Genomic DNA, 16,726 nt, shown 5'->3' on the forward strand with positions numbered 1-16,726 from the left:
ATATAGGCTATTTAGCGGCCACTTCAGCACTTCCATTGTTTAAAATAGTTTCAGTTACCACACTCCGTTTACCAGCTGCTGTAACAACAATGGTTTTCAAAATCTGTTTCTGGCCTTTCGGTACTTTTACTTTAATAGGTTTGGTATACTGTTCCCCTATTTCTGAAGGGCGGGTCAGGTCCAAGGTATAATAAATCTTAGCTCCAGGGATGGGTTCTTTCAAGGTAATGCTGAAATCTTCACCGTTCAGCACTTTCTGATTTAGGCCTAAGGGTGTGGGTACCCAGTAATTGGTACCTGTTTTATCCAGCCTCGAGAGGTGCAAAGGCAAGCGCTCTTCCGAAAAATTCTTAAAGTCTTTACCTGAAGCCTGGCTCCATGCAATCTCCGATAAAGAAAACAGTCTGGGCAGCAAAAAGTACTCCACTTTGGCAGCACTTTGAATGTACTCTGTCCAGACATTTGCCTGCACCCCTATCACATATTTCTGTTCATCAGGTGCAAGTTCGGCAGGTACCGGATCATAGTTGTATGATTTGGAATAAGGTGCCAGACCACCGATATTGGTGGGTTCATCGGCAGATTCAGATTGCTTGTGGTCAAAATACAGACCACCTGCATTTGGGGTCATGATCACTTCATGCTTTTGCTGCGCTGCTGCAATCCCCCCTTTTACACCTCTCCAGGACATTACAGTTGCATTGGGTGCCAGCCCTCCTTCTAAAATTTCATCCCAGCCTATGATGCTCCTGCCTTTAGAATTTACATATTTTTCAATGCGCTGGATGAAATAACTCTGCAGTTCGTGCTCATCTTTTAAGCCCAGCTGTTTGATTAATTTCTGGCAAAACTCACTTTGCTCCCAGTATTTCTTAGGAGATTCATCCCCACCGATGTGGATGTATTTAGAAGGGAAAAGTGCAATGACCTCATCTAAAACATCCTCCAAAAATTTAAAGGTATTTTCCGAGGGTACAAATACGTCGTCGAATACGCCCCAGGTTTGCTGTACCTGCTTACCTTTACGCGAACCTGCCCAGGGTGTAACGTCGGCCACAAAGGTGTCTTTATCCGGGAAACAGCTCAGCTCAGGGTAAGCCGCAATTGCCGCACTCGCATGTCCCGGCATTTCAATTTCCGGGATTACGTTGATGAACCTCGCCATAGCATAGGCTACAACTTCCTTTACTTCATTTTGCGTATAAAAACCTTTATAAACTTCTCCGTCGTTATTTACACCTGGGTAGTGCCCGATAATCGTTCCGTTTCTGCTGGCAGCGGTAGTGGTTAATTTAGGGTATTTTTTAATTTCAATCCTCCAGCCCTGGTCTTCAGTTAAGTGCCAGTGAAAATTGTTCAGTTTATACTGGGCCATCAGGTCGATGTACTTCTTGATGAAAGCAACAGGGAACATGTGCCTTCCAACATCCAGGTGCAGGCCCCTGTATTTAAACCTTGGGTAATCGTTAATTTCAGCTGCAGGAATCAGGATCTCATTGTGCTGTTTGTCCGGCATCAGCTGCATAACAGATTGTACACCATAAAATAAGCCCGCGCCCTTTCCGGTAATGGTAATGGTTTTAGGGCTTATGCTTATTTTATAACCTTCGGCAGGCAATTGTTCCGCAGCAGCAGAACTCAGTACAATGGCCCGCTCATTGGGCATGGCAGATTTTGCTTCTCTTAAAGAAAAGCCAGCCTTGCTTACTATAAAAGCATTTAAAAGATCAGCCGATTTTGAATTTTTAACCTCATTCGATATCAAAACTACAGTCTTATCCAATTTAAAAGTTCCTGCACCCTTTTTTACAGATACCGGAGCAGGGATAATTCCCATATTTACATCATTTTGGGCAAAAACAGGAACATACAGGAAGGCTAGTAAACCAATAGCTAATAGTTTTTTCATCATTGTGTTTAATAATCGGATTGATTTTATGCCTAAGATAAAAAAAATCCTAATAAATAAACCACAAAAAAAGGCAGAACCTATAAATGGTCCTGCCCGTTTTTATTTTTTATTAATAATCAGGAAATGACTTTTATTTCGTGTTCTTTAGCGGCTAAATAACGTTCTGCATCAAGCGCAGCCATACAACCAGAGCCAGCAGCCGTTACGGCCTGGCGGTAATAACTATCCTGTACATCCCCACTGGCAAAAACCCCCTCAACATTCGTTTTTGTCGATCCTGGAATTGTTTTCAGGTAGCCGGTATCGTCCATCTCCAGCCAGCCTTTAAAAATATCCGTATTGGGTTTATGGCCAATGGCTACAAAAAATCCTTCAACCGGCAAATCAGTTTCAGCACCAGTCTGGTTATTTACCACCCTAACCGCTGTAACATTTTTTCCATTGCCCAGGATTTCCCTGGTCTCGGTATTGTAGATCACTTCAATATTAGGTGTATTCAACACCCTGTGTACCATAGCTTTCGAGGCCCTGAACTCATCCCTGCGCACCAGCATATAAACCTTTTTACAAAGTTTTGCCAGGTAAGTTGCCTCCTCGGCTGCAGTATCACCCGCACCAACAATAGCCACATCCTGTCCCCTAAAGAAGAAACCATCGCATACTGCACAGGCAGAAACACCAAAACCATTGTATTTTTGTTCACTCGGAAGACCAAGCCATTTGGCGGTGGCACCTGTAGAAATGATGACTGTATCTGCAGTAACCGTTTTGATATCATCAACTATTACTTTATGCGGTAGCGTAGAAAAGTCAACCCCGCTTACATAACCAAAACGGATATCAGTACCAAAACGTTCTGCCTGTTTGCGGAAATCTTCCATCATTTCAGGGCCCATGATCCCATTTGGATAGCCCGGAAAATTATCCACATCAGTGGTCTGGGTCAATTGTCCTCCAGGTTCCATACCTGTATACATAACCGGTTTAAGATCTGCCCTGGCCGCATAAATTGCTGCCGTATACCCTGCAGGTCCCGAACCTATAATTAAACATTGAACGTGTTCTATTTCTTGTTCCTGTGACATATATTTTTCTATTGTGATACAAAATTACGCTTTATCCTGCTATACGCAAATACCAATGCTGCAACAAATGCAACATTGTGATATATAGATTATAAATCCAGCTCAGGTCTGGATAATACCCACGTTAAACTGTTTTTTTATGGGCGATTGATTTGCAGCCTCTATCCCCATAGAAATCACTTTACGTGTTTCTTTAGGATCTATGATACCATCCACCCATAACCTGGAAGCCGCATAATAAGGAGTAGTCTGGCTGTTATACCTATCGGTAATTTCTTTTAACAACTCGGCCTCCCTTTCCGGGGTAATGGTCTCAGCTTTTGCCTTTAATGAAGCTTCCTGGATCTGCAGCAATACCTTTGCGGCCTGAGCCCCTCCCATTACCGCTATTTTTGCACTGGGCCAGGCATAGATCAGCCTGGGGTCATAAGCTTTACCACACATCGCATAATTACCCGCCCCATAAGAATTTCCGATCACAATGGTAAATTTGGGCACTACCGAATTTGAAACTGCGTTCACCATTTTTGCCCCATCTTTGATAATCCCGCCCTGTTCAGACCTGCTGCCGACCATAAAGCCGGTAACATCCTGTAAAAATACCAGGGGGATCTTTTTCTGGTTACAGTTCATGATAAACCTTGCCGCTTTGTCGGCACTATCTGAATAGATCACCCCGCCAAACTGCATTTCTCCTTTTTTGGATTTCACCACTTTACGCTGGTTGGCCACAATACCTACTGCCCAGCCATCAATCCGGCCCAGTCCGCATATAATGCTCTGCCCGTATAATTTTTTATATTCTTCAAATTCAGAACCATCTACCAGGCGTTCAATAACATCCAGCATCTCATAAGGTTTTTCCCTGTTTTCAGGTAATATCCCGTAAAGTTCTTCTTCATCTTTTTTAGGCAGCAGGGGTTTAACCCGGTCAAAACCGGCCACCTCAGGTGCCCCCAGCTTGCTCATGATGTTCCGTATGCTATCCAGGCAGGCCTGTTCATTTGGATGCTTATAATCTGTAACCCCGGATATTTCACAGTGTGTGGTTGCCCCGCCAAGGGTTTCATTGTCCACATCCTCTCCTATGGCCGATTTGACGAGGTACGAGCCCGCCAGAAACACAGAACCGGTACCATCAACAATCATGGCTTCATCACTCATGATCGGGAGGTAGGCTCCCCCGGCAACACATGAGCCCATAATGGCCGCAATCTGTACAATGCCATCAGAGGACATGATCGCATTGTTCCTGAACATTCTTCCAAAATGTTCTTTATCCGGAAAGATCTCGTCCTGCATAGGCAGATAAACACCAGCGCTATCCACCAGATAAATGACAGGCAAACGGTTTTCCATGGCAATTTCCTGCGCACGCAGGTTCTTTTTAGCGGTCATAGGAAACCATGCCCCTGCCTTTACGGTTGCATCATTTGCAACGATCATACATTGCCGGCCGGAAACATAGCCTATCCCGCAAACTACGCCGGCAGCGGGACAACCGCCTTGTTCTGCATACATATCTTCAGCGGCAAAGGCCCCGATCTCTAAGAACTCCGAACCTTCATCGGTCAGGTAAGCGATGCGCTCACGTGCCAGCAGCTTACCTTTTTCCTTTTGTTTGGCCGCATTCTTATCTCCCCCACCTTTATATATTTTTTTAAGCCTGGTTTTCAATTCGTAAACCGACTGTTTGTTCACATCTTCGTTCTTGTTGAATTCTATATTCATTGTGCCAAGTTAAATCTTTATTTTTAGGAGAGCAAAAGTCCATTTGGGGTTTTGGTATAGCCGGGCTTTAAAACAGGAAAGTGCTGGTTGTTTAAAAACAACCAGCACTTTCCTGTTTCTGTATAGATCAAAGGCTAATCAGCCCCGTACTTTTTAAATATGGAAGTTGCCGTATGCCCGCCAAAACCAAAAGTATTGTTCAGCACATAATTGACAGGCTGGTAAACAGATTTTCCAATGATCAGGTTTAAGCCCTCAGGTATTTCAGGATCAATGTTCTCTGTATTGATCGTTCCCGGAATGATCCCGTCTTTTATGGCCATTACACTAATGATGCTTTCAATTGCACCGGCACCGCCCAGCAAATGTCCGGTCATTGATTTGGTAGCACTGATGGCAACAGGGAGATCCTTAAACACCTTTTTAATCCCATGCAGTTCACCTATGTCGCCCAGACCGGTAGAAGTAGCATGGGCATTGATATAGTCAATTTTTTCTGCACCTATACCTGCCTCGGCCAGGGCCTTTGCAATGCCTAAGGATGCACCTAAACCATCTGGTGGTGTACCTGTTAAATGATAGGCATCAGCGGCCATACCACCACCAACAATTTCTGCATAGATATGTGCGCCCCTTGCCTTGGCATGTTCCAGTTCTTCCAGGATCAAAGCACCGGCACCTTCCCCGATCACAAAACCATCACGGTCTTTATCAAAAGGTCTTGAGGCACCTGCAGGATCATCATTTCTTTTAGATAAGGCATGTGCCGAATTAAAGCCCCCAACCGAAGACTCGGTGATTGCTGCTTCAGACCCTCCGGCAACCATTATATTGGCCTTACCCAAACGGATGGTATCAAAGGCACTGATGATGGCCGTATTGGATGAGGCACAGGCCGAAACTGTAGCGTAATTGGGCCCATGTAGTTTATGACGGATGGAGATCACACCCGCCGCAATGTCAACAATCATTTTCGGAATGAAATAAGGGCTGAACCTTGGCGTTCCGTCACCAAGATGGTACTCCTTCAGCTGTTGCTCAAAAGTTCCGATCCCGCCATTACCCGATGCCCAGATCACACCAACTTCATAACGTTCGGTTTCCGGCATAGTTTCAAAGTTAAGTCCTGAATCCTGAATGGCCTGATCGCTGGCCGCTATTGCATATTGGGTATACAGATCGTACTTCTTAACTTCTTTTTTATCAATGTAAGCCTCAATATTGAAATCTTTTACTTCAGCAGCAAAATTAGTTTTGAATTTAGAGGTATCAAATTTTGTAATGGCAGCTGCACCGCTTTTACCGGCTACAATGTTCTTCCAAAATTCGCTTACTGTATTCCCCAAGGGGGTTATAGCGCCTAAACCCGTTACTACTACTCTTTTCATATTTATCTGTTAATTATATAGCAGGCTTCCTGTTAAGGTTGCCACACCATTTCCTAATTTATGCTATTAAAAGCCAAAAATAACATTGTTTAACCATTAAAGCTCAATTTAAGTAGTAAACATTTTAAACATCACTGAAAATTAAGGCATTAGCTTTATCGGATACGCCGGCCAATATCCATAAAATAAACAGGGCCGGTATCCACCAGCCCCTGTTTATTCATTAACTACCTATTTTCGTTTTTTTATGGATAGTATTGTTTATTTTCCCTTAAATGCGTTTAAGCCGCTTTGCAGGTAAGCTGCATATTCCTTTGCATCGAATATAGCTCCCTGGGGTTTTACCAGTGGGTTCAGGTCATGACCCGCCAGTACATATAAGGGTTGTGCATTGGAGCCGTATTTTGTAGCCTGGAAATCCAGGTTCCAATAACCCAGGTCATCCGTATTGCGTTTCAGCACACTGGAATAATGGACCTTGTCTTTCTCCATTTTGATGTTGCGGTCATCGGCATACAGCTGGATCAGTACATATTCCTCTTTGATCAGTCTGCCCACCTCCTGGTCCACCCATACCAGGTCTTCCATTCTGCGGCAGTTTACACAGGTATGCCCTGTAAAATCAAGCAGTACAGGTTTGTTTACTTTTTTTGCATAGGCCAGTCCTTCTTCCAGTTCAAAGAAAGGATGGAAACCTACCGGGGCTTTTAAAGATCCGCTGTATTTGACCTGGGCCGGAAAATCTGCAGCTACACTTCCTGAAGCTGAGGACTGGTTGCCGTTCAGGATAAAGTCCTGGGTATTCATTGGTGGGGCCAGTCCGCTCAGTACGCTTACCGGCGCACCCCACAGCCCGGGCACCATGTACAGCGCAAAGGAAAAAGAAAGAATGGCCAGGAACAACCTGGGAACAGATACATAAGGTACCTCACTGTCGTGAGAGAACCTGATCTTCCCCAGTAAATAGATCCCCATCAGCACAAAGATCACGATCCACAGCACCAGGAAGATCTCCCGGTCAAACCATTCCCAGTGCCAGGCCAGGTCGGCCGATGACAAAAACTTTAAGGCCAGGGCCAGTTCCAGGAAACCCAGGCATACCTTTACGCTGTTCAGCCAGCCTCCGGATTTGGGCATACTGCTCAAAAAGCCGGGAAATATGGCCGATAAGGTAAAGGGAAGGGCCAGGGCCAGGGCAAAACCAAACATACCGACGGCCGGGCCCAGCAACTCTCCTTTGGAACTGGCATCTACCAGCAAGGTACCGATGATCGGACCGGTACAGGAGAAAGAGACCAGGGCCAGTGAAGCAGCCATAAAAAAGATGCCTGCCAGGCCTTTGCTGTTATCGGCCTTGTTGTCTATCTTATTGACGAAAGCACTGGGCAGGGTAATTTCGAAGGCCCCGAAAAAGGAGATGGCAAATACCACCAGCAAAATAAAGAACAGGAAGTTGAACAACCCGCTTGCACTCAATGCATTCAGGCCGGCCGATCCGAACAAAACAGTGATCAGCAGGCCAAAACCTACATAAATGACAATGATCGAAAGCCCATAGATCAGGGCCTGGCCAATGCCTTTGCCTTTACTGCCTGCCCTTTTGGTAAAATAACTGATGGTAAGGGGCACCATGGGAAAGATGCAGGGCATCAGAAAGGCCAGAAAACCACCTACCAGTCCGGCTATAAAGGTTCCCCAAAGGGTTTTGTCCGCTTCAGCTGCAGGGGCTTTATTGCCCGGTGTTGCCGCAATGCTGGCTGCGCCAGCTGCCGGCACAACTGCAGCTTTGGCTGCAACCGTATCAGCCGGGCTGACAGTATCAGGGGCAATTTCGGTAAACTCCAGACCGGAAAGGCTCGTATCGGCTTCCTGGGCATGGACATAACTGCTGGTACCCAGCAAAATAAAAAGCCCGAGAATGAAGATCCGTAAGGTCATAAATATATGGTGATGGTTTAGTTTCATTTACGATTTTATTTTAGTCTGCAAATTGGCTGGTAGCCAGTAAACACAGTATCTGTAGATACATATAGAGCCTTAACCGGCTCTTCTTTCACAAGATCGGTACTTAAATACTTTTTGTTGCTGTCCGACAACAAGGTAACCACCACTGCATCGGCACCCATTTGTTCTTTTAATTTAATGGCACCGATCACATTTGCACCCGAAGAGATCCCTACTGCCAGGCCAAGTTCCTTAGCCAGCTTTTGTGCCATAATGATCGCATCGCCATCATGGGCCTGGACAACCTCATCCAGTTCATCCAGCTTCACTATAGCGGGGATAAATTCGTCAGAAATTCCTTGTATGCGGTGGGTGCCAACTTTATATCCTGTGGTTAAGGTCGGACTTTCAGCGGGTTCCAGTGGATGGATCCTGATAGCGGCATGATGTGATCGCAGCCCTTTTCCAACGCCCATTACCGTCCCCCCTGTTCCAACACCTGCTACAAAAGCATCAGGTCTTAATCCCTTTAATTTCAATTGCTCCCAGATCTCCATACCCGTGGTTTTCTCATGGGCTTCTCCATTATACTGGTTTTCAAATTGTCTGGGCAGGAAAACCCTTCCGGCAGCGGCAAGGTCCTCACACATTTTAATGCTGCCCAAAAAACCCCCTTCTTCCTTACTGATCAAAATTACTTCGGCACCCATGCTCCTGATGATATCAATACGCTCCTTGCTCAGCCAGTTTGGCATAATGATCTTCACCGGATGGCCCAGGGCCCGGCCAATAGCCGCAAATGCTATTCCTGTATTGCCACTTGTAGCTTCAATAATGGTATCACCAGGTTTAATTGCACATGATCTGTAAGCTTCATACATAATGTTCAGCGCCATTCTGTCTTTCACACTTCCGGTAAGGTTATAATGTTCGCATTTTACATACACCTTTCCCGCTTTTCCTTTGTATGTATACTGGAGTTCAAGCATGGGCGTATTGCCCACCAGATGCCACAAGTGTTCAAATTTATCCGTAAGGTCTGCAGTTAAACAAGCCTGCGCTTTGGTTTCAGTCAACATTCTATCAATGAAATAATTTTCGGTAAAACTCCATAATACAAGTTATCATAACAACACTTACCAATATTTCCGAAAATTTTTCAGAAAAATTGACATAAATGGAATTTTATTTCAGTTCACAACCGGTTTTAATCGGGCTGACTGTTTTTTTTTCATCCGGCAGACCTGGATTACGGTGCGGCTAAAATAAGGAGGGCCCTCAGTACTCAACTGAAAGGCCCTCCAATAGCGTTAAAAAAATAATGATCAATACCCGGGGTTCTGAAGCATACCAGGGTTCTGGTCCAGGATCGCCTGAGGTATAGGTAAGCGGTTATTTTTTGCAGATGAGAATCCATATCTCGCCAGCTCATCGGCAGCAGTTCCCCACCTGGTCAGGTTGGCGAAGGCCACACCTTCTCTTCTCATTTCGGCAGTCCACAATGCCCTTAAGTTAGCCTGACTAAAGGTCGGAGAGAAGGACGAACGCTGTGCCAGTGTTTGATACCTCGTCTGCGCATTAATGGTATTGCCCAGTGCCATACTGGCCTCGGCCGACATCAGGTAAACTTCCGTGAGCCTCAGGTAAGGTAAAACTGACCGGTTAAAAAAGTAGCTCTTCACGTTCACATCGATATTGGCCGAATTGTCCCAGATCAGTTCTGCATTTCCTGCATTAAATTGTGCTCCGGCAGCTGCCAGCATATATTGGCCACTGTTCAGCACATAATTGGTCAGGTCGGCCACCTTTCCATATTCTTTTTCCAGCAAAGCTGCCTTTGCCTGCAACACTTTAACAGAAAGCCCGTTCAGGCTGGCCGCTCCGCTGGTACCAAGCGACAGGGAATCTGCTGCTGATGCCAGTTCGGCAGAAATAAAATTAACTACCGCAGCCCGGTTGGCATTCGTTAAACTACCCGCAGTCTGTGCCAAAGGAATGTTGCCAAAATAAGTCAGCAGCTGTAAATAAACATACGCCCTTGTGGCCTTTAACTGGCTCATCTTTTCTGCACGTCTGCTCATCGCAAGCGGTGCTTTTTGCTGTAAAGTGTTCAATGCAGCAATATACGCATATCCCTGTTGCCAGATCTGGGTAACACCGGGATTGGTCGGCGTAAATGTAAAATTACCAAAAGCCTGATAGTTTGCTTTAAAAACCAGTGGTATGGAATCTATCGAAGCCTGATGGCTTAGCAGTCCGTCGGCAACCACCAGGTTTTTCTGCCAGCTGGCAATGTTGTTTTCCGCATTGCTCATACCTGTCAGAAACTCCTGTTCCGTTAATAAAGGTTCTTGCTTATTGTTCAGTAAACCAATCGATACAGCTATTTTCTTTACCGTGCCATTTGCAGCTACAGCCTGCTCATAAGGCAAAGTTACCCTGTCACTGTTATTGATTATACCGTCCCCATTGGCATCCAGCCATTTAAAGTTACCCGGCTGTGCACCGGTCTGGGTTGCTGCCGCGGTAATTTCTGCCTGCGACTGGAATATGCCTGCAACAGTATAACCCGAATATAAACCAGCCTGCTTGGCAGAACGGTTGAAAATATTGCTTTTTGCACCAGAGGATGCCTTGATATAATAAGTTCCGGCTGTAATTGACTTAAACAATGCCTTGCCTGCAGCATCGCTTATGGCGGTGTATGCCGCTACGCTATCTGCATAATTTTGCTGTGTACGGTAAAGCGTAACGGTTGCACCGGCCAGTACTGCACCTGTAGGTTTTGCAGTGGTCCATAAAGTCCCGTCCCAAACCGTAACCTCAATAGAAGTGGATTGCAGCTGGTCGGTAACCGAAGTTGCCGTCAACACCGATTTTACCGTATACACCACTTCGTTATTGGTATTTAAAATCTCTTTGCCACCAATCTGTACCCCGTTGATCCAGATGGTATCCGCAGAGCGGCTTACCTTAAGCTGTTTACCGCTTAAACCTGTAAGCAGTTTACCATCTGTCAGGTCCGACAGCTTGAATACACCCTTTACAATATGGTCCCGCAATACGGAATCGGTCAGCACCAGTTGCGGTACAGTAGCTACATCCGCAATGGCATTCCCAGCCCTTGTACCGCTGGCATTGCCTGTCGACGACAGTTTACTTACCCGTCCCGGCGCAGCAGAGCTTTCGTTTAGCGGCGCAAAAACGGTAATCCCCTGGGCAGTTTCCTCTGCCCTAAGCTTCATGCTTTTAAGGGCATTGTTAAAGTTACTGATGCTATCGGCCGCGGCCAGTTTTTCTGTGATGTTTTTAATGAGAACTTCCGGTTTACGTTCTTCCGTTTCGGGTTCAGGTGTTTTCTCCTTCTTGCATGCCATTAGGGAGATGACCAGTGTAAATGCAATAAGTAAATTCTTTTTCATGTTCATTTAGATTGTTAAGCGATTTAGCTTACAAAGCTACCGACGTCCTGTTAAGCAAAAAATACCTATTTATAGGTATTTTCTGACAGAAAAACTAGCCATGAACAATCAGGGGTATCAGTCCAGCACTGTTACTTTCAGGTTCCTGAAATGAATGGGGGCACCTTCCGATTCCAGACAGAGATAGCCCTTTCTTACAGTCGATTTACTGATCCCGTTCACAAATTTTCCGTTTACCGACAACTTGATGGTGCCATCCACACAAACCACCTGGTACCTGTTCCATTCTCCCTTTCCCTTGCAGCGGTTCTCTACCGATTTGCTCCTTGTCCCTCTCGGCGTATCCGGTATCGTTTCTACCCCGCCTACTCCAAAAAGCTCTCCATGTACATAAGCAATGGGTTGTTGTACCCCCTCTTTGGCATTGATGTTTACCCAATCCAGTTCCAGCATCTGAACTTCAACACCACCGGGCAAACGGTTATTTTCACCGGGCTTGGCATCACTCCATACAAATACCCCCGAGTTTCCGCCTGCTTCCAGGTGTTTCCATTCCACCTCCAGTATAAAATTTTCGTATAATTTTTCCGAGCGCATGACCCCTATAGGCTTGCCCGAACAGACCAGCAGCTCTTTTTCCCTTTTCCAGGTATCCTTATCTGTATTTACGTTTATCCAGTTAATGGCCTTAGCCTGTCCTTTTGCATCAGAGAGCAAGGTTTCCAGGCCAAACTGTAGGGGTTTATCCTGGCCATTTGCTGTGGATATACCTATAAAGGCCCATAAAAAAGCCATAACCATCCCCTTGAATATTTTCTTCATCAGCTAGTTCAATTTAGAGATTAAATGACTTTGCTAATTCCCGGCATGGCTACCGGCTGGTTATCCCATTTCAGGTCCCAGTTATAATCTTCTATTTTTGGTCCCAGTACCACACTGGAATTCAGGGCCTCATCATAACTGATGGTTTGTCCGCTATACGCAGCCATGCGCCCCCAAATGGACAATAAGGTGCTTTTTGCCATCCATTCCCCGTCATTGATCGGTTTTCCATTTCTGATGCCTGCAAAAAGCTCATCGTGCTGGATCTGGTACATGTTCTTTTTCGGACCATCGTACTTCCAGTTGTTTTTTCCGCTGATCTCGTACCGCATCCCTACATTTACAAAGGCACTCCCCTCTGTACCCAGTACATCCACTGTATTCCGGTTGGACGTGCCCTCCTGCTGGCGACAAAAATGAAAGCCCTTTGCACCGTTCGCATATTCAAACTCTACCGCAAAATGATCGTAAATATTTCCGTAAATCTCGTCAACACGCACCTGCCGTCCACCGGTACCCGTAGCCTTTAGTGGCATCTGGTCGCCCATCACCCAGGACATCATATCCAGGCTATGCACCGCCTGCTCAACAATAAAATCACCCGAAAGCCAGTTCTGGTAATGCCAGTTCCTTAACTTATAGGTCAGGTCTGTCCAGCCAGGCTGGCGCGGATTGGACCAGTTGCCGGCCCCGTTCCTAAATGTTGAAACGGTTTTAATACTGCCCACATCCCCATTTAAAACCCTGCTGAACACCCCTCTGCTAGGCAGATCATAGCGGAAACAAAATCCCGAAACCAGGGAAAGGTTCTTTTCTGCCGCCGCTTTTGCTGCGGCCAGCACTTTGCGTATGCCCGGGGCATCAACGGCTACCGGCTTTTCACAAAATACATGCTTGCCGGCAGCAATGGCCGCTGTAAGCTGGTCAGGGCGGAATGCAGGTGGCGTAGTAAGCAGCACCACATCCACTCCCGAATCTATGACTTTCTGATAGGCATCAAAACCAATGAATTTTCTTTTTTTATCTACCCTGACCCGCTTGGCATCAAGGCTGATGAGCGCCTGATAAGCACCCTCCAGTCTGTCCTCAAAAACATCCCCCATAGCGGTAATGACCACATCCGGATCGGCATTCAGCGCCTGCATGGCCGCACCTGTGCCCCGGCCGCCACAACCAATCAGGCCAACTTTCAATGTTTTAACGCTATTAAACAAGCCCGATGAAAAACCTGTTTGATAAGCCAGTGTACTTCCCAGCATTACGATACCCGACTTCTTTAAAAAGGACCTGCGGTCCGTAGCATTTAAATCTTTAGTTCCATTCATCATATTTAGGTTTCATTTGTTTCGTCAAAAGACCTTTGAAGAAGAGCAGCGCACACATCAACAAATCAACCGGTTAGCTGATCAATATCAAAAGGGAGTTTTTAAACATAATAAAAAAATACAACAACTCACAAATCCTTCATGGAAAAGACCGTATAAAATTTAAATAGGCAATCGATTGCTAAACTGAAATATTTGCTTATTTTCGTTTTATCAAATTATAAATACAATGCTGCTATTAGGTATTGATGTAGGCACATCATCTATAAAAGTTTCTGTTGTCGAAGCCAATTCGGGGCATACGCTTGCGAGCGCCAGCTACCCTGAATCGGAATCGGAGATCATTAGCCTGAAACACGGCTGGGCCGAGCAATCGCCCCGGCTGTGGTGGACCAATGTTCAAAAAGCCATTTCCTTATGTCATGCCCGGCGCGCTTACAACCCGGATGACATTTCCGCTATTGGAATTGCCTATCAGATGCATGGCCTGGTGGTGGTAGACAAGGATGGCGAATGCCTCAGGAACAGCATCATCTGGTGCGATAGCCGCGCTGTCGAGACGGGTAACCATGCCTTTAAACAGCTGGGTGAACAATATGCCCTCCGGCACCTCCTCAATTCACCAGGCAATTTCACAGCTGCCAAACTGGCCTGGGTAAAAGCTAATGAACCCGAAATCTATTCCCGGATAGCCAAAGTAATGCTGCCCGGCGATTTCATTGCCCTACAGCTCACAGGGGAAGTCAGCACCAGCATCTCCGCCTTGTCGGAAGGTGTATTCTGGGACTTCAGGGAAAATCAGCTTTCTGAAGCCTTAATGAAGTTTTTCGACTTCGATAAGGCCCTGATTCCGGAAATAAAACCAGTATTTTCAGTACATGGCCAGCTTATGAAAGCCGTAGCAGCACAGCTTGGGCTAAAACCTGGGATACCTGTAGCTTACAAGGCTGGCGACCAGCCCAATAATGCCTTATCTTTAAATGTAACCCAACCCGGAGAGGTTGCCGCCACAGCAGGAACCTCCGGAGTAATTTACGGCGTAACGGAACAGCTTTTATACGATAAGGCATCAAGGGTAAATACTTTTGCCCATGTAAACCATAGCGCAGAACAACCCCGCCTTGGTGTGCTGTTATGCATTAACGGAACGGGTAGCATGAACCGCTGGGCCAGGAATAGCTTTGGTACCGGCATGAACTATACCGCCATTAACGAAACTGCACAAACCATATCACCGGGAAGTGAAGGCCTCCGCGTACTTCCCTTCGGCAATGGGGCAGAACGCATGCTGAACAATAAAATAGTAGGCGCCCATTTGCAGGGTATCGACCTCAACATCCACCGCAATGCGCACATTTTCCGTGCTGTTCAGGAGGGCATTGCCTTTGCTTTCCGTTACGGACTGGATATCTTAAAAGAAAATGGCATGAACCCTACAGTGATCAGGGCCGGAAAATCAAATCTCTTTTTAAGTGATGTTTTTACGCAAACATTTGTAAACATTACCGGGGTACCCGTAGAGCTTTACGATAACGATGGCAGCTATGGCGCCGCCATAGGAGCCGGAATTGGTGCAGGCTACTTTAAGTCGGCCGCCGAGGCTTTTACCCGTAAGAAACCATTGAAACTGGTAGAACCCGGCAAAGATCAGCTGGAAAATGAATACCTCGACTGGAAAAACCTGCTCGAAAAACAACTGTAATTAAAAAATCAATATAATACCTTATCAGATGACAAAACTTACTGCAGACAACGAATATTTCAAAGGGATCGGACAGATCAGCTTTGAAGGACAGGAAACAGACAACCCGCTGGCTTTCAGATGGTACAATCCTGAACAGGTGGTTGCCGGCAAAAAGATGAAAGAGCACCTGCGTTTTGCCGGTGCTTACTGGCATTCTTTCTGCGGAAATGGTACAGATCCCTTTGGCGGTCCGACACATATTTTTCCCTGGGATGCGAAAGCGGATGTACTGGATCGTGCAAAGGACAAAATGGATGCAGCCTTTGAATTTCTGACCAAAATGAACCTGCCCTATTACTGCTTTCATGATGTGGATGTGGTAGATTATGGCAACGACATCAAAGAAAATGAAAGACGGATGCAGATCATGACCGATTATGCAAAAGCCAAACAGGCAGAAACAGGTGTAAAATTGCTTTGGGGTACGGCTAATCTTTTCTCTCACCGCAGGTATATGAACGGAGCGGCTACCAATCCCGACTTTCATGTGCTGAGCCATGGCGCAGCACAGGTAAAAGCAGCCCTTGATGCCACCATAGCCCTTAATGGGGAAAATTATGTATTCTGGGGTGGCCGCGAAGGTTACATGAGCCTCCTGAACACCAATATGAAACGCGAACAGGAACATCTGGCAAAATTTCTGCATACAGCCAAAGATTATGCCCGTAAAAATGGTTTCAAAGGCACCTTCTTTATTGAGCCCAAACCTTGTGAACCCACCAAGCACCAGTACGATTACGATGCAGCAACCGTACTTGGCTTTCTCCGTCAGTACGACCTGCTGGGTGATTTTAAACTGAACCTGGAAGTTAACCATGCTACGCTGGCCGGACATACCTTCCAGCATGAGCTGCAGGTGGCTGCTGATGCCGGAATGCTGGGCTCTATTGATGCCAACCGCGGCGACGAACAAAATGGCTGGGATACAGACCAGTTTCCAAACAACATCAATGAGGTTACAGAATCCATGCTGATCATCCTGGAAGCAGGGGGCCTGCAAGGTGGGGGTATAAATTTCGATGCCAAGATCCGCAGGAATTCAACGGATCCGGCCGACCTTTTCCATGCACATATTGGTGGAATGGATATTTTCGCCCGGGCCCTGATTACCGCCGACCGCATCCTTCAGCATTCTGAATACAAAAAAATAAGGGCAGAAAGATATGCGTCTTACGACAGCGGAAAAGGCAAAGCCTTTGAAGAAGGGAGCTTAAGCCTGGAAGACCTGCGCGATTATGCAGTGGCACAGGGCGAACCGCAAACCATCAGCGGCAAGCAGGAATTCCTGGAAAACCTGATCAACAGGTATATTTAAAGCATAAGGCCGGTAACAAAATTACCGGCCTTTTTTTT

Annotated in this window: 11 protein-coding genes; 2 read left to right on the forward strand and 9 right to left on the reverse strand. The window is 46.1% G+C overall.

Annotated elements, in window-relative coordinates; translation table 11 throughout:
• Positions 1-7 precede the first annotated feature (7 nt).
• The 9 genes from HDC92_RS01530 to HDC92_RS01570 all read right to left on the reverse strand — a co-directional run bounded on the left by HDC92_RS01530 (position 8) and on the right by HDC92_RS01570 (position 13,632).
• Positions 8-1,912 carry a beta-N-acetylhexosaminidase gene (locus HDC92_RS01530; protein WP_183871864.1) on the reverse strand — a complete coding sequence of 635 codons (1,905 nt, stop codon included), beginning with the start codon at positions 1,910-1,912 and terminating at the stop codon, positions 8-10.
• A gap of 116 nt (positions 1,913-2,028) precedes the next feature.
• A complete protein-coding gene (gene trxB, locus HDC92_RS01535) occupies positions 2,029-2,997 on the reverse strand; it encodes a thioredoxin-disulfide reductase (RefSeq protein WP_183871866.1) in 969 nt (322 codons plus the stop codon).
• Between the two features lie 102 nt (positions 2,998-3,099).
• The gene (locus HDC92_RS01540) at positions 3,100-4,728 is read right to left on the reverse strand and encodes an acyl-CoA carboxylase subunit beta (RefSeq protein WP_183871868.1); all 1,629 of its coding nucleotides are present in this window, start codon (positions 4,726-4,728) and stop codon (positions 3,100-3,102) included.
• Positions 4,729-4,862: 134 nt separating this feature from the next.
• Positions 4,863-6,116 carry a beta-ketoacyl-ACP synthase II gene (gene fabF, locus HDC92_RS01545; RefSeq protein WP_015807439.1) on the reverse strand — a complete coding sequence of 418 codons (1,254 nt, stop codon included), beginning with the start codon at positions 6,114-6,116 and terminating at the stop codon, positions 4,863-4,865.
• Positions 6,117-6,377: 261 nt separating this feature from the next.
• A complete protein-coding gene (locus HDC92_RS01550) occupies positions 6,378-8,081 on the reverse strand; it encodes a protein-disulfide reductase DsbD family protein (protein ID WP_183871870.1) in 1,704 nt (567 codons plus the stop codon).
• Between the two features lie 8 nt (positions 8,082-8,089).
• Complete coding sequence (locus HDC92_RS01555; RefSeq protein WP_183871872.1) at positions 8,090-9,139, reverse strand: PLP-dependent cysteine synthase family protein; 1,050 nt, start codon at positions 9,137-9,139, stop codon at positions 8,090-8,092.
• 246 nt (positions 9,140-9,385) lie between these two features.
• Complete coding sequence (locus tag HDC92_RS01560) at positions 9,386-11,482, reverse strand: fasciclin domain-containing protein (RefSeq protein ID WP_183871874.1); 2,097 nt, start codon at positions 11,480-11,482, stop codon at positions 9,386-9,388.
• 117 nt (positions 11,483-11,599) lie between these two features.
• Complete coding sequence (locus tag HDC92_RS01565; RefSeq protein WP_255484336.1) at positions 11,600-12,304, reverse strand: DUF1080 domain-containing protein; 705 nt, start codon at positions 12,302-12,304, stop codon at positions 11,600-11,602.
• A 20-nt stretch (positions 12,305-12,324) separates the two neighbouring features.
• On the reverse strand, positions 12,325-13,632 hold the full coding sequence (locus HDC92_RS01570) for a Gfo/Idh/MocA family protein (protein WP_183871876.1): 1,308 nt from the start codon (positions 13,630-13,632) through the stop codon (positions 12,325-12,327).
• Positions 13,633-13,858: 226 nt separating this feature from the next.
• Here HDC92_RS01570 and HDC92_RS01575 point away from each other — a divergent pair, with 226 nt between their 5' ends.
• A complete protein-coding gene (locus HDC92_RS01575; protein WP_183871878.1) occupies positions 13,859-15,331 on the forward strand; it encodes a xylulokinase in 1,473 nt (490 codons plus the stop codon).
• Between the two features lie 28 nt (positions 15,332-15,359).
• Positions 15,360-16,688, forward strand: a complete 1,329-nt coding sequence (gene xylA / locus HDC92_RS01580) for a xylose isomerase (RefSeq protein ID WP_015807432.1) — start codon at positions 15,360-15,362, stop codon at positions 16,686-16,688.
• Positions 16,689-16,726: the final 38 nt, after the last annotated feature.

This window comes from Pedobacter sp. AK017, assembly GCF_014200825.1.
Classification (GTDB): Bacteria; Bacteroidota; Bacteroidia; order Sphingobacteriales; family Sphingobacteriaceae; genus Pedobacter; species Pedobacter heparinus.